Genomic DNA, 18,579 nt, shown 5'->3' on the forward strand with positions numbered 1-18,579 from the left:
TTCATAAAAAAGCTGCTGTGAAGTTTCACAGCAGCTTTTTTTGATGTTATTATTTTCTTAGTTTATTTAAAACTAATGTTACCTCCGGCAATTTTCTTAGTTTTCTTATCTGCGGGATTACCATATACCGTGATATTACCTCCGGCACGTGTTTTAGCATCTACAGATTCCGTTGCTGAAACTTCCGCTTCACCTCCGGCATTTACAGTAATACTTGTAGTGGCAGTTGTCAATTGTTTACCATAATATTTGGCACCTGTATTTACAATTGCGCTTTGATTGTTTGCATGCCCGGACAGTGTTATAAGTCCACCAGTATTAGACTTTACTTCTAATGTTTTGGCTTTTAGCCCCATGATGATTGAGGATCCTTCATTGGCAGTAAGTACAATTTTATTGCCTTCTAATACTCCTTCATTACTTACCGTCGCTCCCTGACTAGCCTGGATATCATTTAGTCTATCATAGAATACTCTTACTTTCACATCATCTCCCTGTAAAAGATTAGTTGTTGTCATTCTTACTTTTAGCTCTCCGTTTTTATTGACAACTTCAATATCGGAAGCTTTCTTTCCTTTTACTTCTACTTTATTGGATGTAGAAGGAACCAGTACTACCGGAATTTTATCGTAAACTTTCAGGGAACTAAATGTTCCAACATCTTTTACCGTTTGTGCGAAAGAAAACTGAACTGCAACTATGGCGATAGCACCTGCTAAAATATTTTTCATAATAGTTATTTTAAAAACAGACCGCAATATTCCTGCCATAAAATGTTAGAAAAATATTAAACAAGTATAAATTAGTTTTAAGTTAATCACCATTTTAAATCACAACTAACTAAACAACAATACACTAAAATAAAAAACTTCTATTCCTCCAACCACACAATAAGTGTTTCTATAATTTTTTGAGAAACAAAATTCACAAAGTCATTTCTTTCAAAACCGGGCAAAAATAAATGAAAAACTCTTACCTCATCTCCTTTTGCTATTGCGTAATAAACGGTTCCTATATCTTTACCATCTTCCCCTTTATTGGGACCAGAAACACCGGTAGAGGATATTGCAATATCAGAACTAAAAAGCTTTTGACAGGATTTTGCCATTTCTATAGCTACTTCTTTACTTACTACAGTGTGTTCCTTTATAGTGTCTTCCGAAACATTCAACAATTGTGATTTCATTTCAGTAAAATAAGGAATAATCCCTCCTCTATAATAGCTACTGCTTCCCGAAACAGAAGTCAGTAACCTTGCTAATTGTCCGGTAGTACAACTCTCTGCAGTAGAAACTGTTAGCGCTTTATCGAATAAAAGAGAAGCCAGAATATTTTCTATAGCATCTTCGGACCAGGCAATTACATGATCTCCGATTAGAGATTTCAACGGTTGTATCAACTGCTCCAGTTGCTCTTCAAGTATGGTCTGATTCTCCCCGGTTCCGGTTAATCTAAGTTTCACTCTTGTTCCTACCGGAAGATAAGACAGACTCACATTCGCAGGCAATGCTAATTCCCAGTCTTCAATAGTATCGGAAAGCAGACTTTCGGGAACCCCTACAACACTGATAATACGTGTATGAATAAAACTAAGTTCCCATTGCTGCTTCAGAAATGGTATAATCTGATCCTTTATTAGTGGCTTTACTTCGAAGGGTACACCAGGCAAGCAAAAGATAAATTTACCGCTTTGTTCCACCATCTGACATGGGGCTGTACCATAATAGTTATCAAAAATTGTTGCTTTTGATAATACCTCACACTGGTTTCTGTTGCGTTCTAATAACTCAAGACGGCCTCTTTTTTCTAAGTATTTTCCTAATTTCTCATAGAGTTCTTCGGAAAAAACTAATTCATCATGAAAAAAACCGGCATAGGCTTTTTTGGTTTTATCATCCTTTGTTGGCCCTAAGCCTCCGGTTGTAATTACAAGATCACTATTTTCTAATGCTGTTTTTAAAAAGTTTTCAATTTCAGAAACCTCATCTGAAATGGTGAAAATTTGCTGAACTTTTATTCCGATATCTTTTAGCTCACGAGCTATAAAGTTGGAATTGGTATCTACGGTGTTCCCAGACAAAATCTCGTCACCAATAGTAATAATCGTCGCTGTTTTCAATTTTTATTTAAAGATTTTATTAAAAAAGGTTATCATCTCTTCCCATGAAGCTTTATCTGCGGCTTCATTATAGGCAACCTTCAGTTTATATTTTTTTCCAACCGCTGTAGCGTCGGGATTCGTGAAAGAGTGTATTGCCTCTGGATAGTTAACAAATTTATACTGAACTCCGGCAGAATCCATCTGCTTTTTAAATGATGCTATTTCATCTTTGGATACAAATGTATCATCTTCTCCGTTCAGTACGAGTATAGGTATCTTATTCGTTAAAGGCTTCACTCCGGTCATCAGATTTCCGTGAAAACTTATCACACCTTTCAGCGGTTCATTAATTCTGGCCATATTAAGAGCCATAGCTCCTCCAAAACAATAGCCTATTGCTGCCATTTTACCCGTATCTGCTTTTTCATTTTTTTCAATCTGTTTCAATATTGCTTCAAAACTTTGCCTTGCAAGATCTGCATTACCATAAAATGGTTTCGCCAGCTTTCCGGCATCATCCGGATTATCAACCATCTTTCCTTCACCATACATATCCACAGCTATAGCCATATATCCTGAATCTGCCAGTTGTTTTGCGCGGTTTTTCACATAATCATTCATGCCCCACCATTCCGGGATAATAAACACTACAGGCAGCTTTCCGGGCTTATTTTTATCAAAAGCCAGAAAAGATTTAAACGTTTTACCGTTTTCGGAATACGTAAGATCTTCGGTAGTAATCTCTTTCTGTAGATTTGTTCTGTATTTAGCATCAGTATTCTCCGGCGTTTTCTTACAAGCTATTGCGCCTGACAGTAAAAGCAATAATGACACGGACAAGATTTGTATTTTCATATTATTGTTTCTTGGTAAAGTAAAATTAAAAAATATGCTTTTAATAAAGCTTATTTATGTTCTTTTATTCATCACAATAAATAAAAACAGGCATCCTTACGGATGCCTGCCTTCAGACTGTTAACTAACAAAAATAGGATGATGACAAATAAGCACCGGATATTAACAGTTTTTCTTCTTCTTTATGGAAAGTAATAAGTGATTGAGTTTATTGTTTAAGGACAAGGTACTATTTTCTTACCTACTCCTAAACCTCGCATTACAGTAGCTCCGGTTACCAACATGGTTGCATCAACAGTATTTGAACCTGTCGTTTTCCATGTAACAGTATTGAAACGGGTGCCACCATACAATTCAAGAGGCTCCAGATTAGAAGTCAAGCTTCTTCTTCCCATCATAGAAACTGAACCATCCGGTCCGATTGTAATCCTGATAATCGGAGTTGAATTTGTTGAACTTCCTAAGGAGTATATCTGTGGTACTCCGTTTTCACCCCATCGTGACCCATCTGATTTAAATCTGATATTTTGGGGATAATCAACTACACCAGACTGAAACTGAATTTCCTGAGTAGCAAGATCAACTCCATTAATTGTCATGTTAAAAGAGTTATCCAGCTCATAAACATCAAATATAAAACCAGCATCTGCAGCTGGTGCATTGAATGTTCTTGTCAGTCTTGTTCCTGATCCGGAATCAGACATATTAAAAGGCCAGGTTGGTGTTGCATTTGTTGTACATGCAAACTTCAGCTTAAGGTTATATTTCACTCCTGGAGTAACAACTAAATTATTGACTGTAAAATTTCTTTTAGTTTTAGACCCTACAGTAATTGTTCCGCCTGCTGTATTTGGAAAGTTCAATGTTGACATATCCCCAGCTGCAGCTCCCGGATTAGCTAATAATGTAGGATTACTTGTCCAAATTGCACTGGCTAGTGTTGGTGCAGTAAAACCAACCACTTTTGTAGTTGTTGCAGCTCCAAAAGTAACAGTTCCGTCAGATAATTTTATACTATTAACCGTTCCTCCACGATGTTTGTCAAAAGTGATCCCATTACCTATAGAAGAAATAGGAGTTCCCGGTGCTACAGCAGAAGCATCTATAGTTGTAGTAATCTGACTGAATTTATGTGTCAATATAACATTCAATACATTATCTCCTTTGGATACCCTTACATTATTGGTACGGAAGTACATTAGGTCATTATCTCCTGAAATACTTGGCAAAGTCGCGGTTGAAATATTTCCGGTAACATCAGCCGGAACAGTTGAAGAATTATATGACAGTACTACAAAATCGTATTTATTAAGTGCTTCAGTATCTCCATCTAACATCATATCTCCACTATCTGCTGTAGAACCCCCATTAGCATCTATTGTATATACATTACTGGCTACTTTGGCTCCGCTACTTGTTCTGTAGGCAATCACACGGTATTTTACATTAGGTCCTTTTAATGGATTCCTAACGACGTCTGCCATAGGATTAATTGCAGCTTGCGTAGCAATTGCTGATGTAATAACAGGAGTAAGGGTAGCAATAACAGGTTGTTCTCCAGCCATAAAAGTGCTTACCTGCTCTTTTACAGTTGAGCCTACTTTTAACTGCCTGGCGGATGCCATATTAGTTGAAATAGTCTCGCTTTCAAATTCACTTCCGAGTAAGTTCATCTTTATAAGAGCAGAACCATTTGTGATTAGATTATCACCTGGATTATCTATTGCGTTGTCTGAGCTTCTGCATGATGTTATCAGAAGTGAACCGGATAACATAAAAGCCGCAATTGTTATTTTTAAGTTTTTCATTGTTTGTGAGGTAATAAATTTATTTCATATTTATTTGTTACAATCCGATTACCATTCAATGGTTCTGTTATCGTCATCCCCCTGAGTCCATTCTTCCTGAACTTGTCCACCTGAATTTGGTGGAAGTACTTTAGCTGAACCAGCAGCTATTCCTTGTTCCATCTCTATTAGGAACATCTCAAATCTTGGAGATACATACTCCTCTTTTTTTAAATCATTCATTAATACATTTGTTTGTGTTGTAATATTCTTCTTTATGGGATAAGAGCGCTAGAAATAACCAGACAGTAACTTTTGACTACTGACCATAATATTATTTAGACACCCTGCTAAAGTTTATTATGCAGAGTATCCTATACGATTAAATCTAATGTTTGTTATCACCTGTCTTTGGCGATCGATAAAGACGTGCAAAAATACTAGTAATAAAGACTACCACGAAAGTACTACTGTTGTCAAAATCCGGAAAATGGCAAATAAAGGTTGAAAAACAGCTTTCACATAAAATACTGATATACAGTAATGTAAAATTGTAAAATATAATTAAGGCCTATTTTGTAGACATCCCTTTTATATTATTAAGAATGAGAATTAAAAAATTTAATATATGAATAAAGCACTTGTACTATGGTATAAATTGCATTGAGGAAGTATAATCTGATAGATTTGGGGCACAAAAAATGTCAGGCTTTTTCATTTTCATTAATAAACTTAATAAACTCCGAGGGTGAAACACCTGTAATATTTTTAAAGGTAGTTGTAAATTTACTATGAGAACTTATTCCTACTTCATCAGCTAGTGCACTTATTTTATATTGTCTGTATACTGGTTCAGTATTTAATTTTTTTAAAATATATTTAATCCGAAGTTCATTGGTATAGGTAGTAAAATCTTTTTCTCTGTATTTCTTAATAATATAAGAGAGATATTTAGTATTGGTATCCATAAAGGTTACCATATAAGACAATGACATATTTTTATCTATAAAACGCACTTCCTCTTCAAATATATTTAGTTTTTCCAGAAGTGCTTTTTCCGTCTCTTCTGACATGGCTGAAGTTATATTATTTTTAGTTTTTTTTGGATTAGTTTTCATCCACTTATTTTCTTCAGTAAGCTTATTCAGTATATCCTGAATTTTATTAATGCGCTTTTTTTGTCTGTATCTGTATACAATAAAAAACGATATATTTCCTAATATAAAAAGGACTGCTACATATACCAATATACCTTTAGTAAGTCCTTTCTTAGTTTTTTCCGCACTCTCTTTCTCCAGACTGAGGTATTCATTATTAATAAGCTCTGCATTCTGATCTTCTATTTCTGCAGAAAGAGAATCTTTTTTCCCTGTAGCCGCAAAAATTCTTTTTGCATCTTTTTTCTTAGTATAGTATTCCTGTACCGTGCGATAGATATCCTTATCCAGATCTATGTATACAGACTTGCGGGCATATTCTTCAGCTCTGTCCAGATAGATTTTAGCTTTATCTGGTTCATCATTCCGTATATAAGCCAATGCCAATTCCTGATAAATTCTTCCTGCCAAAGCGCTTTCCGGCATTTTCTTATCTGTGAAGAGTAATGCTCTATTGTAACAGTCGATGGCTTTTTTGTATTCTCCGGTATTGATGTAGCATATTCCCATCAATTGATCATTGGAAGCTATAAAAAAATCTTTTGAAGAAAATTTATCAAAATATCCTTGGGCTTCTTTATACTTATTAATAGCCTCTTTATAACGGTGTTGTTCAAAATCGAAATGAGCTAGTTCCTGCATCATAAGTCCCTGCACTTTATAAGCATCAACAGGATTATTGATTTTCTTTGCTGTCGTCAATGCTTTTTGGAAGTAATACTTGGATTTATCATAGAGTTTCAGAAACCGGTACTGAGATGCTAAAAAACCATTTACTCTGGTTTGCCATGCATAATCGTCGGTACTTCTTATAATTTCATCAGCTTTTTCAGCATAACTTATTGCTTTATCCATATCATTCTTTTGTTGATATAATGTTGCAATGAGCAATAAACTGCGGACTCTGTATGCAGGTATAACAGTACTCTTATACAATGAATCTGCAGCTACAAGTGCTTTGTCAAAATCTTCCTGAGCTATTTTATGGAGTATCTTTTTATGAACTTTGCTATAAGCTTCATAATCCTGAGCTTTCACTAATAATATGAAAGAGCATATAACAAGTAAATAAATTTTATGAATCATAGCTTTAATCATCCAACTATTCAATTGTACCTTGGTTATCTTTATTCTCTATATATTTTATAAAATATGACGGAGATACATCTGTAACACTTTTAAAGATTGTTGTAAACTTGCTGTGGGAAGAAAAACCGGCATCTTCTGCCAGTGTACTTATTTTATATTGTCTGTATACAGGTTCTGTATTAAGCTTGTCCAAGATATAATTGATCCTGAGTTCGTTGATATAAGTCGTAAAATCTTTCCCTTTGTACTTTTTTATAACAAAGGACAAATACTTTGTGTTGGTTCCTATATGAGTTGCAACATAGGAAAGTGAAACTTTCTTGTCTGTAAATAATTGCCCTCGCTCAAAATTTTCAAGTTTTGTCAAAAGCAATTGTTCAGTTTCTAAAGACATTAGACTTGTACCTGCATCTGTATTATTATCAGATTTCCCTATTATTTCTATTTCAGCTTGTTCATTATTCTTTTCTTTCTGATTTTTTAAAATATTTCTGATTTTTAATATTTGCCTCTTTTTTGCTCTGCTGTAGAAAAAGAAGAATAACAGATTCCCAATAATAAAAACACCACTTATTGCAATAAATATACTCTTAGTATAATTTTTTTCCTCCTGTTCAGTATTCTGTTTTTCAAGCTTTGAGAATTGCTGATTCAGAAAACGCGTATTAAGAGAAGTAATCAGTTCGGATAAAGAATCTTTTTTTTCCGTAGCCAATGTAAAGTTCTGTGCATCATTTTTCTTTGCATAGTACTCCTGTGATGTGCTGTAAATTTCCTGATTAAGCCCCAAGTACTTCGAATTCTTTACATATTCTTCAGCTTTGTCCAGATACTCTTTCGCTTTATCCAACTCTCCGTTGCGTATATAAGCTAACGCCAATCCCTGAAAAACCTTTCCGGCAAGAGTACTTTTGGGAATATTTTTTTCGGCATATACCAAAGCTTCTTTATAGCATGCAATCGCTTTATCATATACTTCTGCACCAATATAGCAGACACCCATCAGTTGATTATTTGTAGCCATAAAGAAATCCTTCTCCGGAAGAAGACTGAATTTCTCCTGAGCCTTCTTCAATTTAAAAATTGCTTTTTTGTATTGCTTCGTCTTAATATCATAATGAGCTAATTCCTGTAACATCAAGCCTGTAACATTATTTGATTCAGCAGGATCTTTGATATACTTCACAGCACTTAGTGCTTTCTCAGTATAGGATTTTGATTTATCATACAGATTGATGATTCTGTACTGTGACGCTAGGAAGCCAAACACCCTCGCACTAGAGTCATATATTTGAAACTTCTCAATAATATCCTCGGATTTCTCCGCATAGTTAACAGCTTTCTCTACATCTCCTTTTCGTTGATATAGTAGAGCCAATAACATAAGACTTTTAACCTGAAAAGCAGGTTTAGCCGAACTCCTGTATAATGAGTCACCAGCAATTATAGCTTTATCAAAATTATTTTGGTAAGTCTCATGCAATATTTTCGAATATACTTTATCATAATTTTTGGCATTTTGTGCCTTCAACAATAATAAAGAAAGAATTGTTATACATGTATAAATCTTCCGGAGCATCATTTGTATTATTAGCCTTTTTATAAATAGAAACGTCAGATCTTCTTCTGGCTTATGTAATTAATAAAATGTGAAGGAGATACATCTGTAATATTTTTAAAAATTGTGGCAAACTTGCTGTGGGAAGAAAAGCCAGCCTCATCTGCAAGTACACTTATTTTGTATTGTCTGTACACCGGATCTGTTGTTAGCTTTTCTATAATATAATCAACTCTAAGTTCATTAATATAGTTTGTAAAATCTTTTTGCCTGTGCTTTTTAATGATATAGGAAAGATACTTTGTATTGGTTTCCATATAAGAGGCAACATAGGATAATGAGGCATTTTTATCTTTGTAAAGTTGCTGTTTTTCAAATTTGCGCAAAGATTCCAACAAGGCATCTTCCGTTTCCGGAGGCATCATTTGTGTGCCTTTTTCTTTTGCAGCGCTATGTTCCGGCGCAACTGAATTTAAGGACGTATAAGATTTCTTCTGTCTTTTTCTATGTTGATTCAGAATATGCTGCATTCTGGTTAATTGCTGCTTTTGCCTTCTTCGATAGAATGTAAAAACTAATATTCCACACAAAATACCTAAACCTGTCATCAGAATTACTATATTTTTCAGAGAACCGGTTTCTTTTGTTTTTATATTATTATTTTCCAGCTGAACATAAGCGTTGTTGATAAAGGCATCTGTTTTCTTGGAGATTTTATCTTCTACAACATCTTTCTTATCACTGATTTTACGAAGATTTTCAATGTCTTGTACTTTGCTGTAATATTCCTGAGTTCTTTTGTAAACCTCTTTTTTCAATTGCAAATATTCTGATTTATCTGCTATTTTCACTGCTTTATCCAGATATATTTTAGCTTTATCCAGCTCATCTGTCTTCATATATACCTCAGCAATTCCGGAATAAACAATTCCGGTAAGGTAATTTTCTGGTCCATTTTTTAGTAATGTTAAGGCATCATTATAATATTTGAGTGAACGCTCTGTATTCCCTAGATTATAATAGCATAAGCCTAAAAGCTGCTTATTACCAGCTGTCATAAAATCTTTATTCTGACTGATATTATCAAAATACTTTTGCGAAGCTTCTATATTTTTGATAGCCTTGCGGTATTTCTGGACTGCTATATTATAATAAGCCAACTCCTGAGACACCAGACCTTTTGCACTACTAGCTGCTTCTTTATTTTCTATTTTTCCGGCATATTCCAATGCCTTTTCCGAATAAGTTCTGGATTTATTAAACAAGCCCAAAAGACGATACTGAGTGGAAAGAAAACCTAAAACCCGCGTATTCCAAGATGCATCACTTGTCTGTTCTATAATTTTTTCTGCTCTCAAAGCATAGTCTACGGATCTTTTGAGATCATGAGTCTGTTGATATAAAGTAGCAGAAAGCATAAGACTCTTTGTCTGTAACAAAGGAGTTTGTGAAATATTAAAGAGAGAGTCTGAAATAGCCACGGCTTTTTTGAAATCTTTCTGAGAAGTTTCAAGATATGTTTTTACATATATTTTATTAAAAGCTTCAGCATCCTGACCTTTCACTATCAACATAAGAAACAGGCCAAGAAAGCAAATTTTTATCTTCAACATAAAGTATTTTTAACCTAACGAGTTTGTATAACTTTAGCAAGATTAACTTATGATCTCAGATTTTGCTCAGCAATCCATCTTAATTTCCTTAAAATAAAATTACAATATACATTTATCTGTACACAATAGTCAATTCAGATTGCAAATGTATACAAACAATGTACTTATAACAAAAACATATTGAATAAAAATAACTTAGACCAATAATTTAAATAAACATAAGCACAAAAAACGCATGCTTATATTAAAAAAATGTAACATAAAATTTTTGAGAAAATTCAAAAAAAACAGAAATAAAATTTTATAAATGAGACTATTACTACAGTACGACACTTAAAAATCCTTTATAAATGTAAGTTAAAAAAATACCCCTCGGAATTCCGAAGGGTATCATTTCACAAATTAAATTTTAGTGGATGTGTTTTTCTGCATGATAAGAAGAACGCACCAGTGGGGAACTTTCCACATGTCTGAAGCCAAGACTTCTCGCAAAAGTTCCGTATTCATCGAACTCTTCCGGTGTAATAAATCTTTTTACCGGTAAGTGTTTCTTCGTAGGTTGTAAATATTGCCCAAGTGTAATAACGTCTACATTTGCATTTCTGATATCTTCAATAGTCTGGAAAACTTCATCTTTTTCTTCACCAAGTCCCAACATTACTCCGGTTTTGGTACGACGCTGTCCTGCCTCTTTCATATATCTAAGTACCTCCAGACTTCTTTCGTATTTTGCCTGAATACGTACCTCACGGGTAAGTCTTTTCACAGTTTCCATATTATGAGAAATTACCTCCGGAGCTACCTCTATAAGTCTGTCAATATGTTTTGTTATTCCCTGAAAATCCGGAATTAATGTTTCCATTGTTGTCCCAGGAGATATTCTTCGTACTGCATTTACTGTTTCTGCCCACAGGATAGATCCCATATCTTTAAGGTCATCTCTGTCTACAGAAGTTAATACAGCATGCTTGATCTTCATTAACTTGATGGAACGGGCTACTTTTTCAGGTTCATCCCAGTTTACGTCTAGTGGCTTTCCGGTTTTTACACCACAGAATCCACAGCTTCTGGTACAGATATTCCCCAGAATCATAAAAGTTGCTGTTCCTTCTCCCCAACACTCACCCATATTAGGGCAACTTCCACTCTGACAAATTGTATTTAGTTTATACTTATCTACAAGTGTTCTTAACTCGCGGTAATTTTTCCCTGTTGGTAGTTTTACCCTAATCCATTTAGGCTTTTGAGTTGTAGTATCGTTAGTTAATGTCTCGTTACTCATTGTATAACTCGTTATTTTTTAATAATTCTGCCAATACTTTTTTCGCCCGCATAATTCTGACTTTAGTATTAGCAACTGAGAGATTCAGCTCTTCAGCAATTTCTTTTATACTTTTTTCTTCAAAGAATCTAAGTCTGATAATATCCTGATAATTTGCATCCATAGAGGCAACAATTTGTAGGATTTCATCATTTTCTTCTTCAGAAATCAATAGTTCTTCCGGTGATTTTACAAAAACATTTTTTACTTCTTCCAGATCTCCGGTAGCATCCTCTACCTCACGGCTTTTCTTTCTCCAGTAGTCGATCACAGTATTCTGTGCAATCGTCAGAATCCACGTTTTAAACTGAAAACTCGGATCGAATAAATCCAGCTTTGTCAAAACTTTGGAAAATACATTTACTGTAATTTCATCTGCCAGGACATCATCCTGAACCTTTTTCATTATAAAAGAAAAAACATCCACCCAGAACATATTGATCAATTGGGTTTGCGCCTTCTGATCTTTACTTTGTGCTTTCCGGATAAGATGGATTAAGGATTCCTCGTTCAAAACTTTTTTCTAAAAAACAATACAAAGATACTGAAGAGTTTGCTGAAAAAAAAGTCAGCGTTTTTCGTTTTTCCATATCGCTATAAGAGATGATAACGATAGTCATCTAATTCATTTATTTTTTTTCTTTAATTTAACACCCAATAACAGTCTGAAAAGCAACTGCAATACAAACATGAATAACTATAGTATGAAAAAAATTTTATGTACATTTTTAATATGCGCTGTAACAATAAGCATTTCCGCACAGAGAAAAACCACAAAAAAACAACCTAAAAAATCTTCCGGAAGAGCTACTATGGTAGATATTGCAGGAGTTACTGATGCTGTTTCTGATAAATCCGAAGCTGATACTTTAAGGCTAAAAGCAGGCAAAGCGTATGTTTTATTAATAGATGTTGCTCCCAATATGAAAGGAGTAACCGTAGGAGGGGACGATCAGGAAAAGAATGAACTAATAAAGAATTTCAGAAAAAACACACCGGAAATTATTCAGTTATACACTTATACCTATGTACTTGCTGAAAATGGTCAATATATTGATCTTACAGGTGATGGCAATACTTATCAGGCTGTTGCCTACTGGAGCGGAAAGATGGACGATAATATTGTAGCACAGGAAGGCAAAAAAATGGCAACAGAATTTGTTGCAACTCAGCTGGGACAGCAAAAAGAATCTTCCTATATCACGAACAGCAAAAAATATAAAGAGGAAATTAAATCTTTACAGGGTAAGAATAATTTTACCAAAAAGTCAGCAGAAGTAATGCTGTCATACTTACAACATCTTGCTGTACCCAAAATTTGCTTTATTGAAAATACAATGCTTTTTAATAAAGACCAATCCAAAGTAAAAGCAATTACCACCTATATTACAGGAGATAATGGCAAAAAGCAAAAATATCTGGTTACGAAGCTTAATGAATTAGGTCATCCCATTACGATTACGGAATACAGATCTGATGAAAAATCGGTTCAGAAGTTTACCTATAAAGATGGTATTCTCACAAATATCCAGACACCTGTAAATACTACTAATATAAGCTATGATAATGACAGAATGATTACTTCCAGTGATTTGGGCGGAGGTATAGAAACGGAGATATACCGTTTGGAAAAAAATGAGTTATTACGAAAAAGCTATATTATAATGAAAGATGATGTCAGTGATAATATGAATGCCGCTACTGATGAAAAAATAGAAAAATCCTGTACCAATTTCTATATAGACAATGTTATACAAACTTCTAATTGTAGCAGTAATGCTAATGAATTTCCTTTTACCCATACCAGTTCTTTTTATCAGGACGGAAAATTAATGCAGGAAACGAAATACAAAATTGAGAAAAAATCACCTGTATTATACGAAAGCCAGTATACAAGAGATAACAATGTCAGAAAAGCAATCTACCAGCTGAATGATAAAGGTCTATTAGAGTCTTATCAGAGGAACGAGAATAACAGGAAAAACACAGTTTGGTTAGAATACACTTATTAACTTTAGTATATAAACGGCAATAATCTAAAGTTCCTGAAAAAATCAAATCTTTTTATAAGCCCGTGCAAAAGCATTTTTGTACCTTTGCATCTTAAAATTTTTATATAATGAATGCTTTTATTGAAGAACTGAAATGGCGCGGGCTATGGGCTGACATGACGCCGGGGACTGAAGATCAACTCAACAAAGAGATGACTACAGCCTATATCGGTTTCGATCCAACAGCAGATTCGTTACACATTGGGAGCCTTATTCCGATTAAGATTTTGGCTCATTTTCAACGTCACGGCCACAAACCAATTGCTTTGGTAGGCGGTGCAACAGGAATGATAGGTGACCCATCCGGCAAGTCCGCAGAACGTAATCTGTTAGATGAGGAGACCTTATTGTATTATGTAGACTGTTTAAAAAATCAGCTGTCAAGATTTTTAGATTTTGAAGGTGACGGCTCTAACAGAGCTGAGCTGGTAAACAACTACGACTGGATGAAAAATGTTACTTTCCTTGATTTTGCAAAAAATATTGGAAAGCACATTACTGTAAACTACATGATGGCTAAAGATTCCGTAAAAAAACGTTTTTCGGGAGAAGATGGTGCAGACGGAATGAGCTTTACAGAGTTTACTTATCAGTTATTGCAAGGTTACGATTACCTGCATTTATATAAAGAGAAAGGTGTAAAATTACAAATGGGAGGTTCTGACCAGTGGGGAAATATCACTACAGGAACTGAACTTATTCGTAGAAAAGCACAGGGTGAAGCTTTTGCACTTACCACTAAATTAATCACTAAAGCAGACGGATCCAAGTTTGGGAAATCTGAAAGTGGTGAAAATTACTGGTTGGATGCTAAAAGAACTTCTCCGTACAGATTCTACCAATTCTGGTTAAATGCTACAGATGAAGATGGTGAAAGATTTATCAGGTTCTATACATTCCTTGAAAAAGAAGAAATAGAAAAACTAATCGAAGAGCACAGAACAGCTCCACATGAGCGTAAACTTCAGAAGAAATTAGCGGAAGAAGTTACGGTATGGGTACATGGCAAAAATGAATATGAAAGAGCTCTTAAAGCTTCTGAAATTTTGTTTGGTCGTTCTACTGCTGAGGACTTAGTTAGCCTTGATGAAGAGCTATTCCTTCAGATTTTTGATGGTGTTCCGCAAAAAGAAGTTGCAAAATCAGAAGTTATCGGAAGTAATATTGTAGATCTTATTTCAGATAAATCAGGTTTCCTTAAATCTAAAGGTGAAGCTAAAAGAGAACTTACCGGAAATGCTATTTCTGTAAATAAAGAGAAAGTGAACGATACTTTTGAAGTTTCAGAAAAGGATCTTATTGATGGCAAATTCCTTTTATTACAGAAAGGAAAGAAAAGTTACTTTATCGTAAAGACTGTATAATTTATAAATTATATTAATAACAATGAGCCATCTCTTTCGGGATGGCTTTTTTTGTGCAAAAAATATTTTTGTTAGTATTATAACTTTTTTCTAATTTCACATTCATAACACTCAAAAAATATGATAAAATGAAAAAAATACTCCCTTTAATATCTTTATTATTCTTCGGGCTTATTATTAAAGCTCAGTATGTAGAACCTGAAAAGGCAGACAAAGAAGCTGCTAAAAGAAAGGCATCTGAGATAATCACTATGCCCACTCAGAAATTTGATTCGCTACAAGCTAAAAGTATGCTTGCACTGGGAAAAGGAACAATTGTAGGTGAAGCTTTTACCAGACAAAAGAACGGATACGGAATGAAAATTTTAGGAAAAGTAAAAGCCAATAAGATAAAAGTAATTCTATTCCCTGTTACTCCTTACTTTGAAGAGTATTACAAGCTTTGGAGTGATAAAAGCAAAAATAACCCTAAGAAAAACAGATACGTTTATATGGACAGAAATGCGATGAGATATCGTATAGAAGCTATAACCAACAGCGATGGAGAATTTACATTCCCCAATATGAAGCCTGGGAAATATTATCTTTACGGAAGCATGGATTATAGTCTGAATTATAACTATAACAAATATACCGGAAGCGGATATGATAATTATGGCAGAATCGATTATTATTCACCGAGTTCTTACAGCAAAGACTATAATGAATTTTTAGAAACCTTTGTTGAAGTAAAAACTGATGGCGAAGTTGTAAAGATCAAATTGAAATAAAAAAAATCCACCATTTTGGTGGATTTTCTATTAAATATTATCCGGATAAAAAAATAAAGAGGCTGCCTCTAAAAAAGCAACCTCTTTCCTCTTATTACTACTATTTACTTATTAAATTGATTAAATATTCTGTAGCAAAGCCTGATAATAATTTTCAAATAATGCAGTATCTGAGTTCAAGAACAAATACGGTTCTATAAGCTCTAATTCCATTAGCTGAAATATATTATCTATAAGAACTCCATCTACACGGGCATATAGCGTTTGCTGAGGAACTACTTTCAGATACTCTTCTGCCTGAGCGACATGTTTCGGATCTACATCGGGATAGCTGATGCTTCCACCATGATAGTGTTGCACTCTAAAGTCTCCCTGCTTTGGCTTTTTCAACGCACAATGGCTGTACTTACCATTAAAAAACAAAAATGACCACTCCCCTTCTTTTATCTCATTTACAAAAGGCTGAACCATATAATCTTCTTCTGAAATCAAAGTATTTATTTCAGTTCTTTTATCGGAAATAGTCTCTTTACTTACTGTTACCGTATTTTTAGCTCCTGCACTTACACAAGGTTTTACAACAAGATTATCCGTACCAAATATTTCAAAAAATTCATCCTGAAATTCGCTACCTTTAGAGATATACTCCGTCTGAATCACCGGAAGCCCTTTGCTACTAATATCTTTAAGATAATGTTTATTGCTGTTCCATTTAATAGTATCTACATGATTCAAAACTTTAATCTGTAGCTTGTGAAGAGAATCCAGCCAGTTCGAAAATTCAGTAATATGCTCATGATAATCCCATGGAGATTTTATAATAACCACATTATAATCTGTCCAGTTTATATTGCTGTCATTCCATATAGCTAAACTAATATCCAGTCCTTTTTCTTTCAGAAAATTCAACAGATCTGTATCTTCATCATTAGTTGTTCCCGTGGAAAATTTTTCCTGTAGCTTATTACCTACAAATGCTAATTTCATAATTCAGTTTGTATTTGATAAAACAAATTTAAGGGAGAGCAATCGATAAACACAGTACCAGTTTTATTATTTTAAATAGACACAGTTTTAAAACACAAAAGCCTCCCAAAAAGGGAGGCTCTGCTATAATTAAGCAATTAAATTTACTTCTTAATCAATCCTAATTCTACAAGTCTTTCGTGTAAGAATTCTCCGGCAGTTGTATCAGGATACAATTTAGGATTGTTTTCATCAATCGTGTTTTCTAATGCATTTAGTGGCATTTCGCTCACCGGGTGCATAAAGAAAGGAATAGAAAATCTGGAAGTACTCCATAATTCTCTTGGCGGATTAACAACTCTGTGAATTGTAGATTTCAGTTTGTTGTTGGTATGTCTGGACAACATATCTCCAACATTAATCATTAATTCATCTGGTTCAGCAATAGCATCGATCCAATCACCATTGTGATTCTGAACCTGAAGACCTTTTCCTTGTGCTCCCATAAGAAGCGTAATAAGGTTAATGTCTCCATGTGCTGCAGCACGTACCGCATCATCTGGTTCGTGAGTGATTGGCGGATAATGAATTGGTCTAAGGATTGAATTACCTTCTGCAATGTACTTGTCGAAGTAAAACTCGTCCAATCCAAGGTGAAGAGCCAAAGCTCTTAATACATACTGTCCTGTTTTCTCCAACATTTGATAAGTTTCTTTTCCAACTTCGTTGAATTTAGGTAACTCATCTACAATTACATTGTCAGGGTACTCAGTTGCATATTTGGAACTTTCCTGAAGGTATTGTCCAAAATGCCAAAATTCTTTAAGGTCTCCCTTTTTAAAACCTTTTGCCGTTTCTTTTCCAAAACCAACATAACCACGTTGTCCTCCAATTCCTTGGATTTCGTACTTCTGTTTAGTTTCTAGTGGCAGTTCGAAGAAATTTCTTACTTCTCCGTAGAGATTGTCTACCAGATTGTCGTCCAAAAAGTGTCCTTTAAGGGCAACAAATCCAATTTCTTCGTAAGCTTTTCCGATTTCATTTACAAATTTCTGTTTGCGTTCCGGGTTATCCGAAAGGAAATCACGCAGGTCTACACTTGGGATTTTATCCATTTTATATTTAGAAATTTTCGTGCTGTAAATTTACATTTTTTTAATATAAGTGGAATAATTACTGAAACAGTTATTCAAGTTATCGTTTGATGAACTAAAATACCTTGTATATAATGCACAGATACAGCTTTTGGCTAAAAAACACGATCTTAACCTATCTTTAATCAAAATATTGCCTAACTTAATATATATTTGTGGTATGAACATAAATTATTTGGTGAGAAAACCTGAAGTTATCACTCCAAAAACACAACTTTTGGTTATGCTTCACGGTTACGGAAGTAATGAAGAAGACCTTTTTAGCTTTGTACCTACCCTGCCGGAAGACTGGTTAATCGTTAGCCTAAGAGCTCCTAAGGATTCTCCTTACGGAGGATATTCTTGGTACGACATAGATTTTTCTTCTGCAGACAGATTTATCGATATAGAGGAAGCTACTGATGCTATGAAAAGCATCCTGAACCTGATCCGAGATATAAAAGAGGAATATCAGCTTACTGAAAGAACTCATTTAATGGGATTCAGTCAAGGTGGTATTTTATCCTATTCTATGGCATTAACCTATCCTGAACTATTTAATAAAATTGCGATACTTAGTGCTTATCCTGAGACTAAGATCCTTCAGAATATCAGCAAGGATAAAAAAGCATTTACAGAAATGCGTTTCTTTATTTCCCACGGAATGGAAGATGCTGTAATCCCTTTGGATATGGGGAGAGCAGCAGCAGATATGTTGTATGATCTCGGATGTTTTTTCTCATTCCGGGAATATGTAAGCGGACACAATATCAATCAGAAAAACTACATGGACTTAATGGCGTTTCTTTCTTAA

16 protein-coding genes are annotated in these 18,579 nt (G+C 34.4%); 4 read left to right on the forward strand and 12 right to left on the reverse strand.

Going from position 1 to position 18,579, the window contains the following annotated elements; all coding sequences use genetic code 11:
* Positions 1-62: 62 nt before the first annotated feature.
* From C8J95_RS12170 to C8J95_RS12210, 10 genes are all read right to left on the reverse strand, one after another.
* Positions 63-731 (reverse strand): head GIN domain-containing protein, encoded by a 669-nt coding sequence (locus C8J95_RS12170; protein ID WP_107808702.1) that lies wholly within the window; start codon positions 729-731, stop codon positions 63-65.
* Between the two features lie 140 nt (positions 732-871).
* Entirely contained in the window at positions 872-2,119 is a 1,248-nt protein-coding gene (locus tag C8J95_RS12175; RefSeq protein ID WP_107808572.1) for a CinA family nicotinamide mononucleotide deamidase-related protein, read from the reverse strand.
* 3 nt (positions 2,120-2,122) lie between these two features.
* The gene (locus tag C8J95_RS12180) at positions 2,123-2,956 is read right to left on the reverse strand and encodes a dienelactone hydrolase family protein (RefSeq protein ID WP_107808573.1); all 834 of its coding nucleotides are present in this window, start codon (positions 2,954-2,956) and stop codon (positions 2,123-2,125) included.
* Positions 2,957-3,171: 215 nt separating this feature from the next.
* Entirely contained in the window at positions 3,172-4,764 is a 1,593-nt protein-coding gene (locus C8J95_RS12185) for a hypothetical protein (protein ID WP_107808574.1), read from the reverse strand.
* 48 nt (positions 4,765-4,812) lie between these two features.
* Positions 4,813-4,941 carry a hypothetical protein gene (locus tag C8J95_RS18990; protein WP_255412795.1) on the reverse strand — a complete coding sequence of 43 codons (129 nt, stop codon included), beginning with the start codon at positions 4,939-4,941 and terminating at the stop codon, positions 4,813-4,815.
* Between the two features lie 506 nt (positions 4,942-5,447).
* The gene (locus C8J95_RS12190) at positions 5,448-6,986 is read right to left on the reverse strand and encodes a tetratricopeptide repeat protein (RefSeq protein WP_107808703.1); all 1,539 of its coding nucleotides are present in this window, start codon (positions 6,984-6,986) and stop codon (positions 5,448-5,450) included.
* Positions 6,987-7,002: 16 nt separating this feature from the next.
* On the reverse strand, positions 7,003-8,568 hold the full coding sequence (locus C8J95_RS12195; protein WP_107808704.1) for a helix-turn-helix domain-containing protein: 1,566 nt from the start codon (positions 8,566-8,568) through the stop codon (positions 7,003-7,005).
* A gap of 35 nt (positions 8,569-8,603) precedes the next feature.
* Positions 8,604-10,160 carry a tetratricopeptide repeat protein gene (locus C8J95_RS12200; RefSeq protein WP_107808575.1) on the reverse strand — a complete coding sequence of 519 codons (1,557 nt, stop codon included), beginning with the start codon at positions 10,158-10,160 and terminating at the stop codon, positions 8,604-8,606.
* A 409-nt stretch (positions 10,161-10,569) separates the two neighbouring features.
* Positions 10,570-11,442, reverse strand: coding sequence for a lipoyl synthase (lipA, locus tag C8J95_RS12205; RefSeq protein ID WP_065080739.1), 873 nt, complete (start codon positions 11,440-11,442; stop codon positions 10,570-10,572).
* On the reverse strand, positions 11,435-11,995 hold the full coding sequence (locus C8J95_RS12210; RefSeq protein ID WP_107808576.1) for an RNA polymerase sigma factor: 561 nt from the start codon (positions 11,993-11,995) through the stop codon (positions 11,435-11,437). The genes lipA and C8J95_RS12210 overlap by 8 nt, the downstream gene beginning before the upstream one ends.
* A gap of 190 nt (positions 11,996-12,185) precedes the next feature.
* Between C8J95_RS12210 and C8J95_RS12215 the strand changes: the two genes are divergently transcribed.
* The 3 genes from C8J95_RS12215 (at position 12,186) to C8J95_RS12225 (ending at position 15,666) form a co-directional block, all read left to right on the forward strand.
* Complete coding sequence (locus C8J95_RS12215) at positions 12,186-13,493, forward strand: hypothetical protein (RefSeq protein ID WP_107808577.1); 1,308 nt, start codon at positions 12,186-12,188, stop codon at positions 13,491-13,493.
* A 107-nt stretch (positions 13,494-13,600) separates the two neighbouring features.
* The gene (tyrS, locus tag C8J95_RS12220) at positions 13,601-14,896 is read left to right on the forward strand and encodes a tyrosine--tRNA ligase (protein WP_107808578.1); all 1,296 of its coding nucleotides are present in this window, start codon (positions 13,601-13,603) and stop codon (positions 14,894-14,896) included.
* A 128-nt stretch (positions 14,897-15,024) separates the two neighbouring features.
* On the forward strand, positions 15,025-15,666 hold the full coding sequence (locus C8J95_RS12225; RefSeq protein WP_107808579.1) for a hypothetical protein: 642 nt from the start codon (positions 15,025-15,027) through the stop codon (positions 15,664-15,666).
* Between the two features lie 120 nt (positions 15,667-15,786).
* On the opposite strand, the gene C8J95_RS12230 is transcribed toward C8J95_RS12225, so the two are convergent.
* Complete coding sequence (locus tag C8J95_RS12230) at positions 15,787-16,653, reverse strand: RimK family alpha-L-glutamate ligase (RefSeq protein WP_107808580.1); 867 nt, start codon at positions 16,651-16,653, stop codon at positions 15,787-15,789.
* A 143-nt stretch (positions 16,654-16,796) separates the two neighbouring features.
* Positions 16,797-17,747 (reverse strand): isopenicillin N synthase family oxygenase, encoded by a 951-nt coding sequence (locus C8J95_RS12235; RefSeq protein WP_107808581.1) that lies wholly within the window; start codon positions 17,745-17,747, stop codon positions 16,797-16,799.
* Between the two features lie 199 nt (positions 17,748-17,946).
* On the opposite strand from C8J95_RS12235, the gene C8J95_RS12240 reads away from it, so the two are divergent.
* Entirely contained in the window at positions 17,947-18,579 is a 633-nt protein-coding gene (locus tag C8J95_RS12240; RefSeq protein WP_021346471.1) for an alpha/beta hydrolase, read from the forward strand.

Origin of the sequence: Elizabethkingia sp. YR214, assembly GCF_003058195.1 — a bacterium.
Lineage (GTDB): Bacteria > Bacteroidota > Bacteroidia > Flavobacteriales > Weeksellaceae > Elizabethkingia.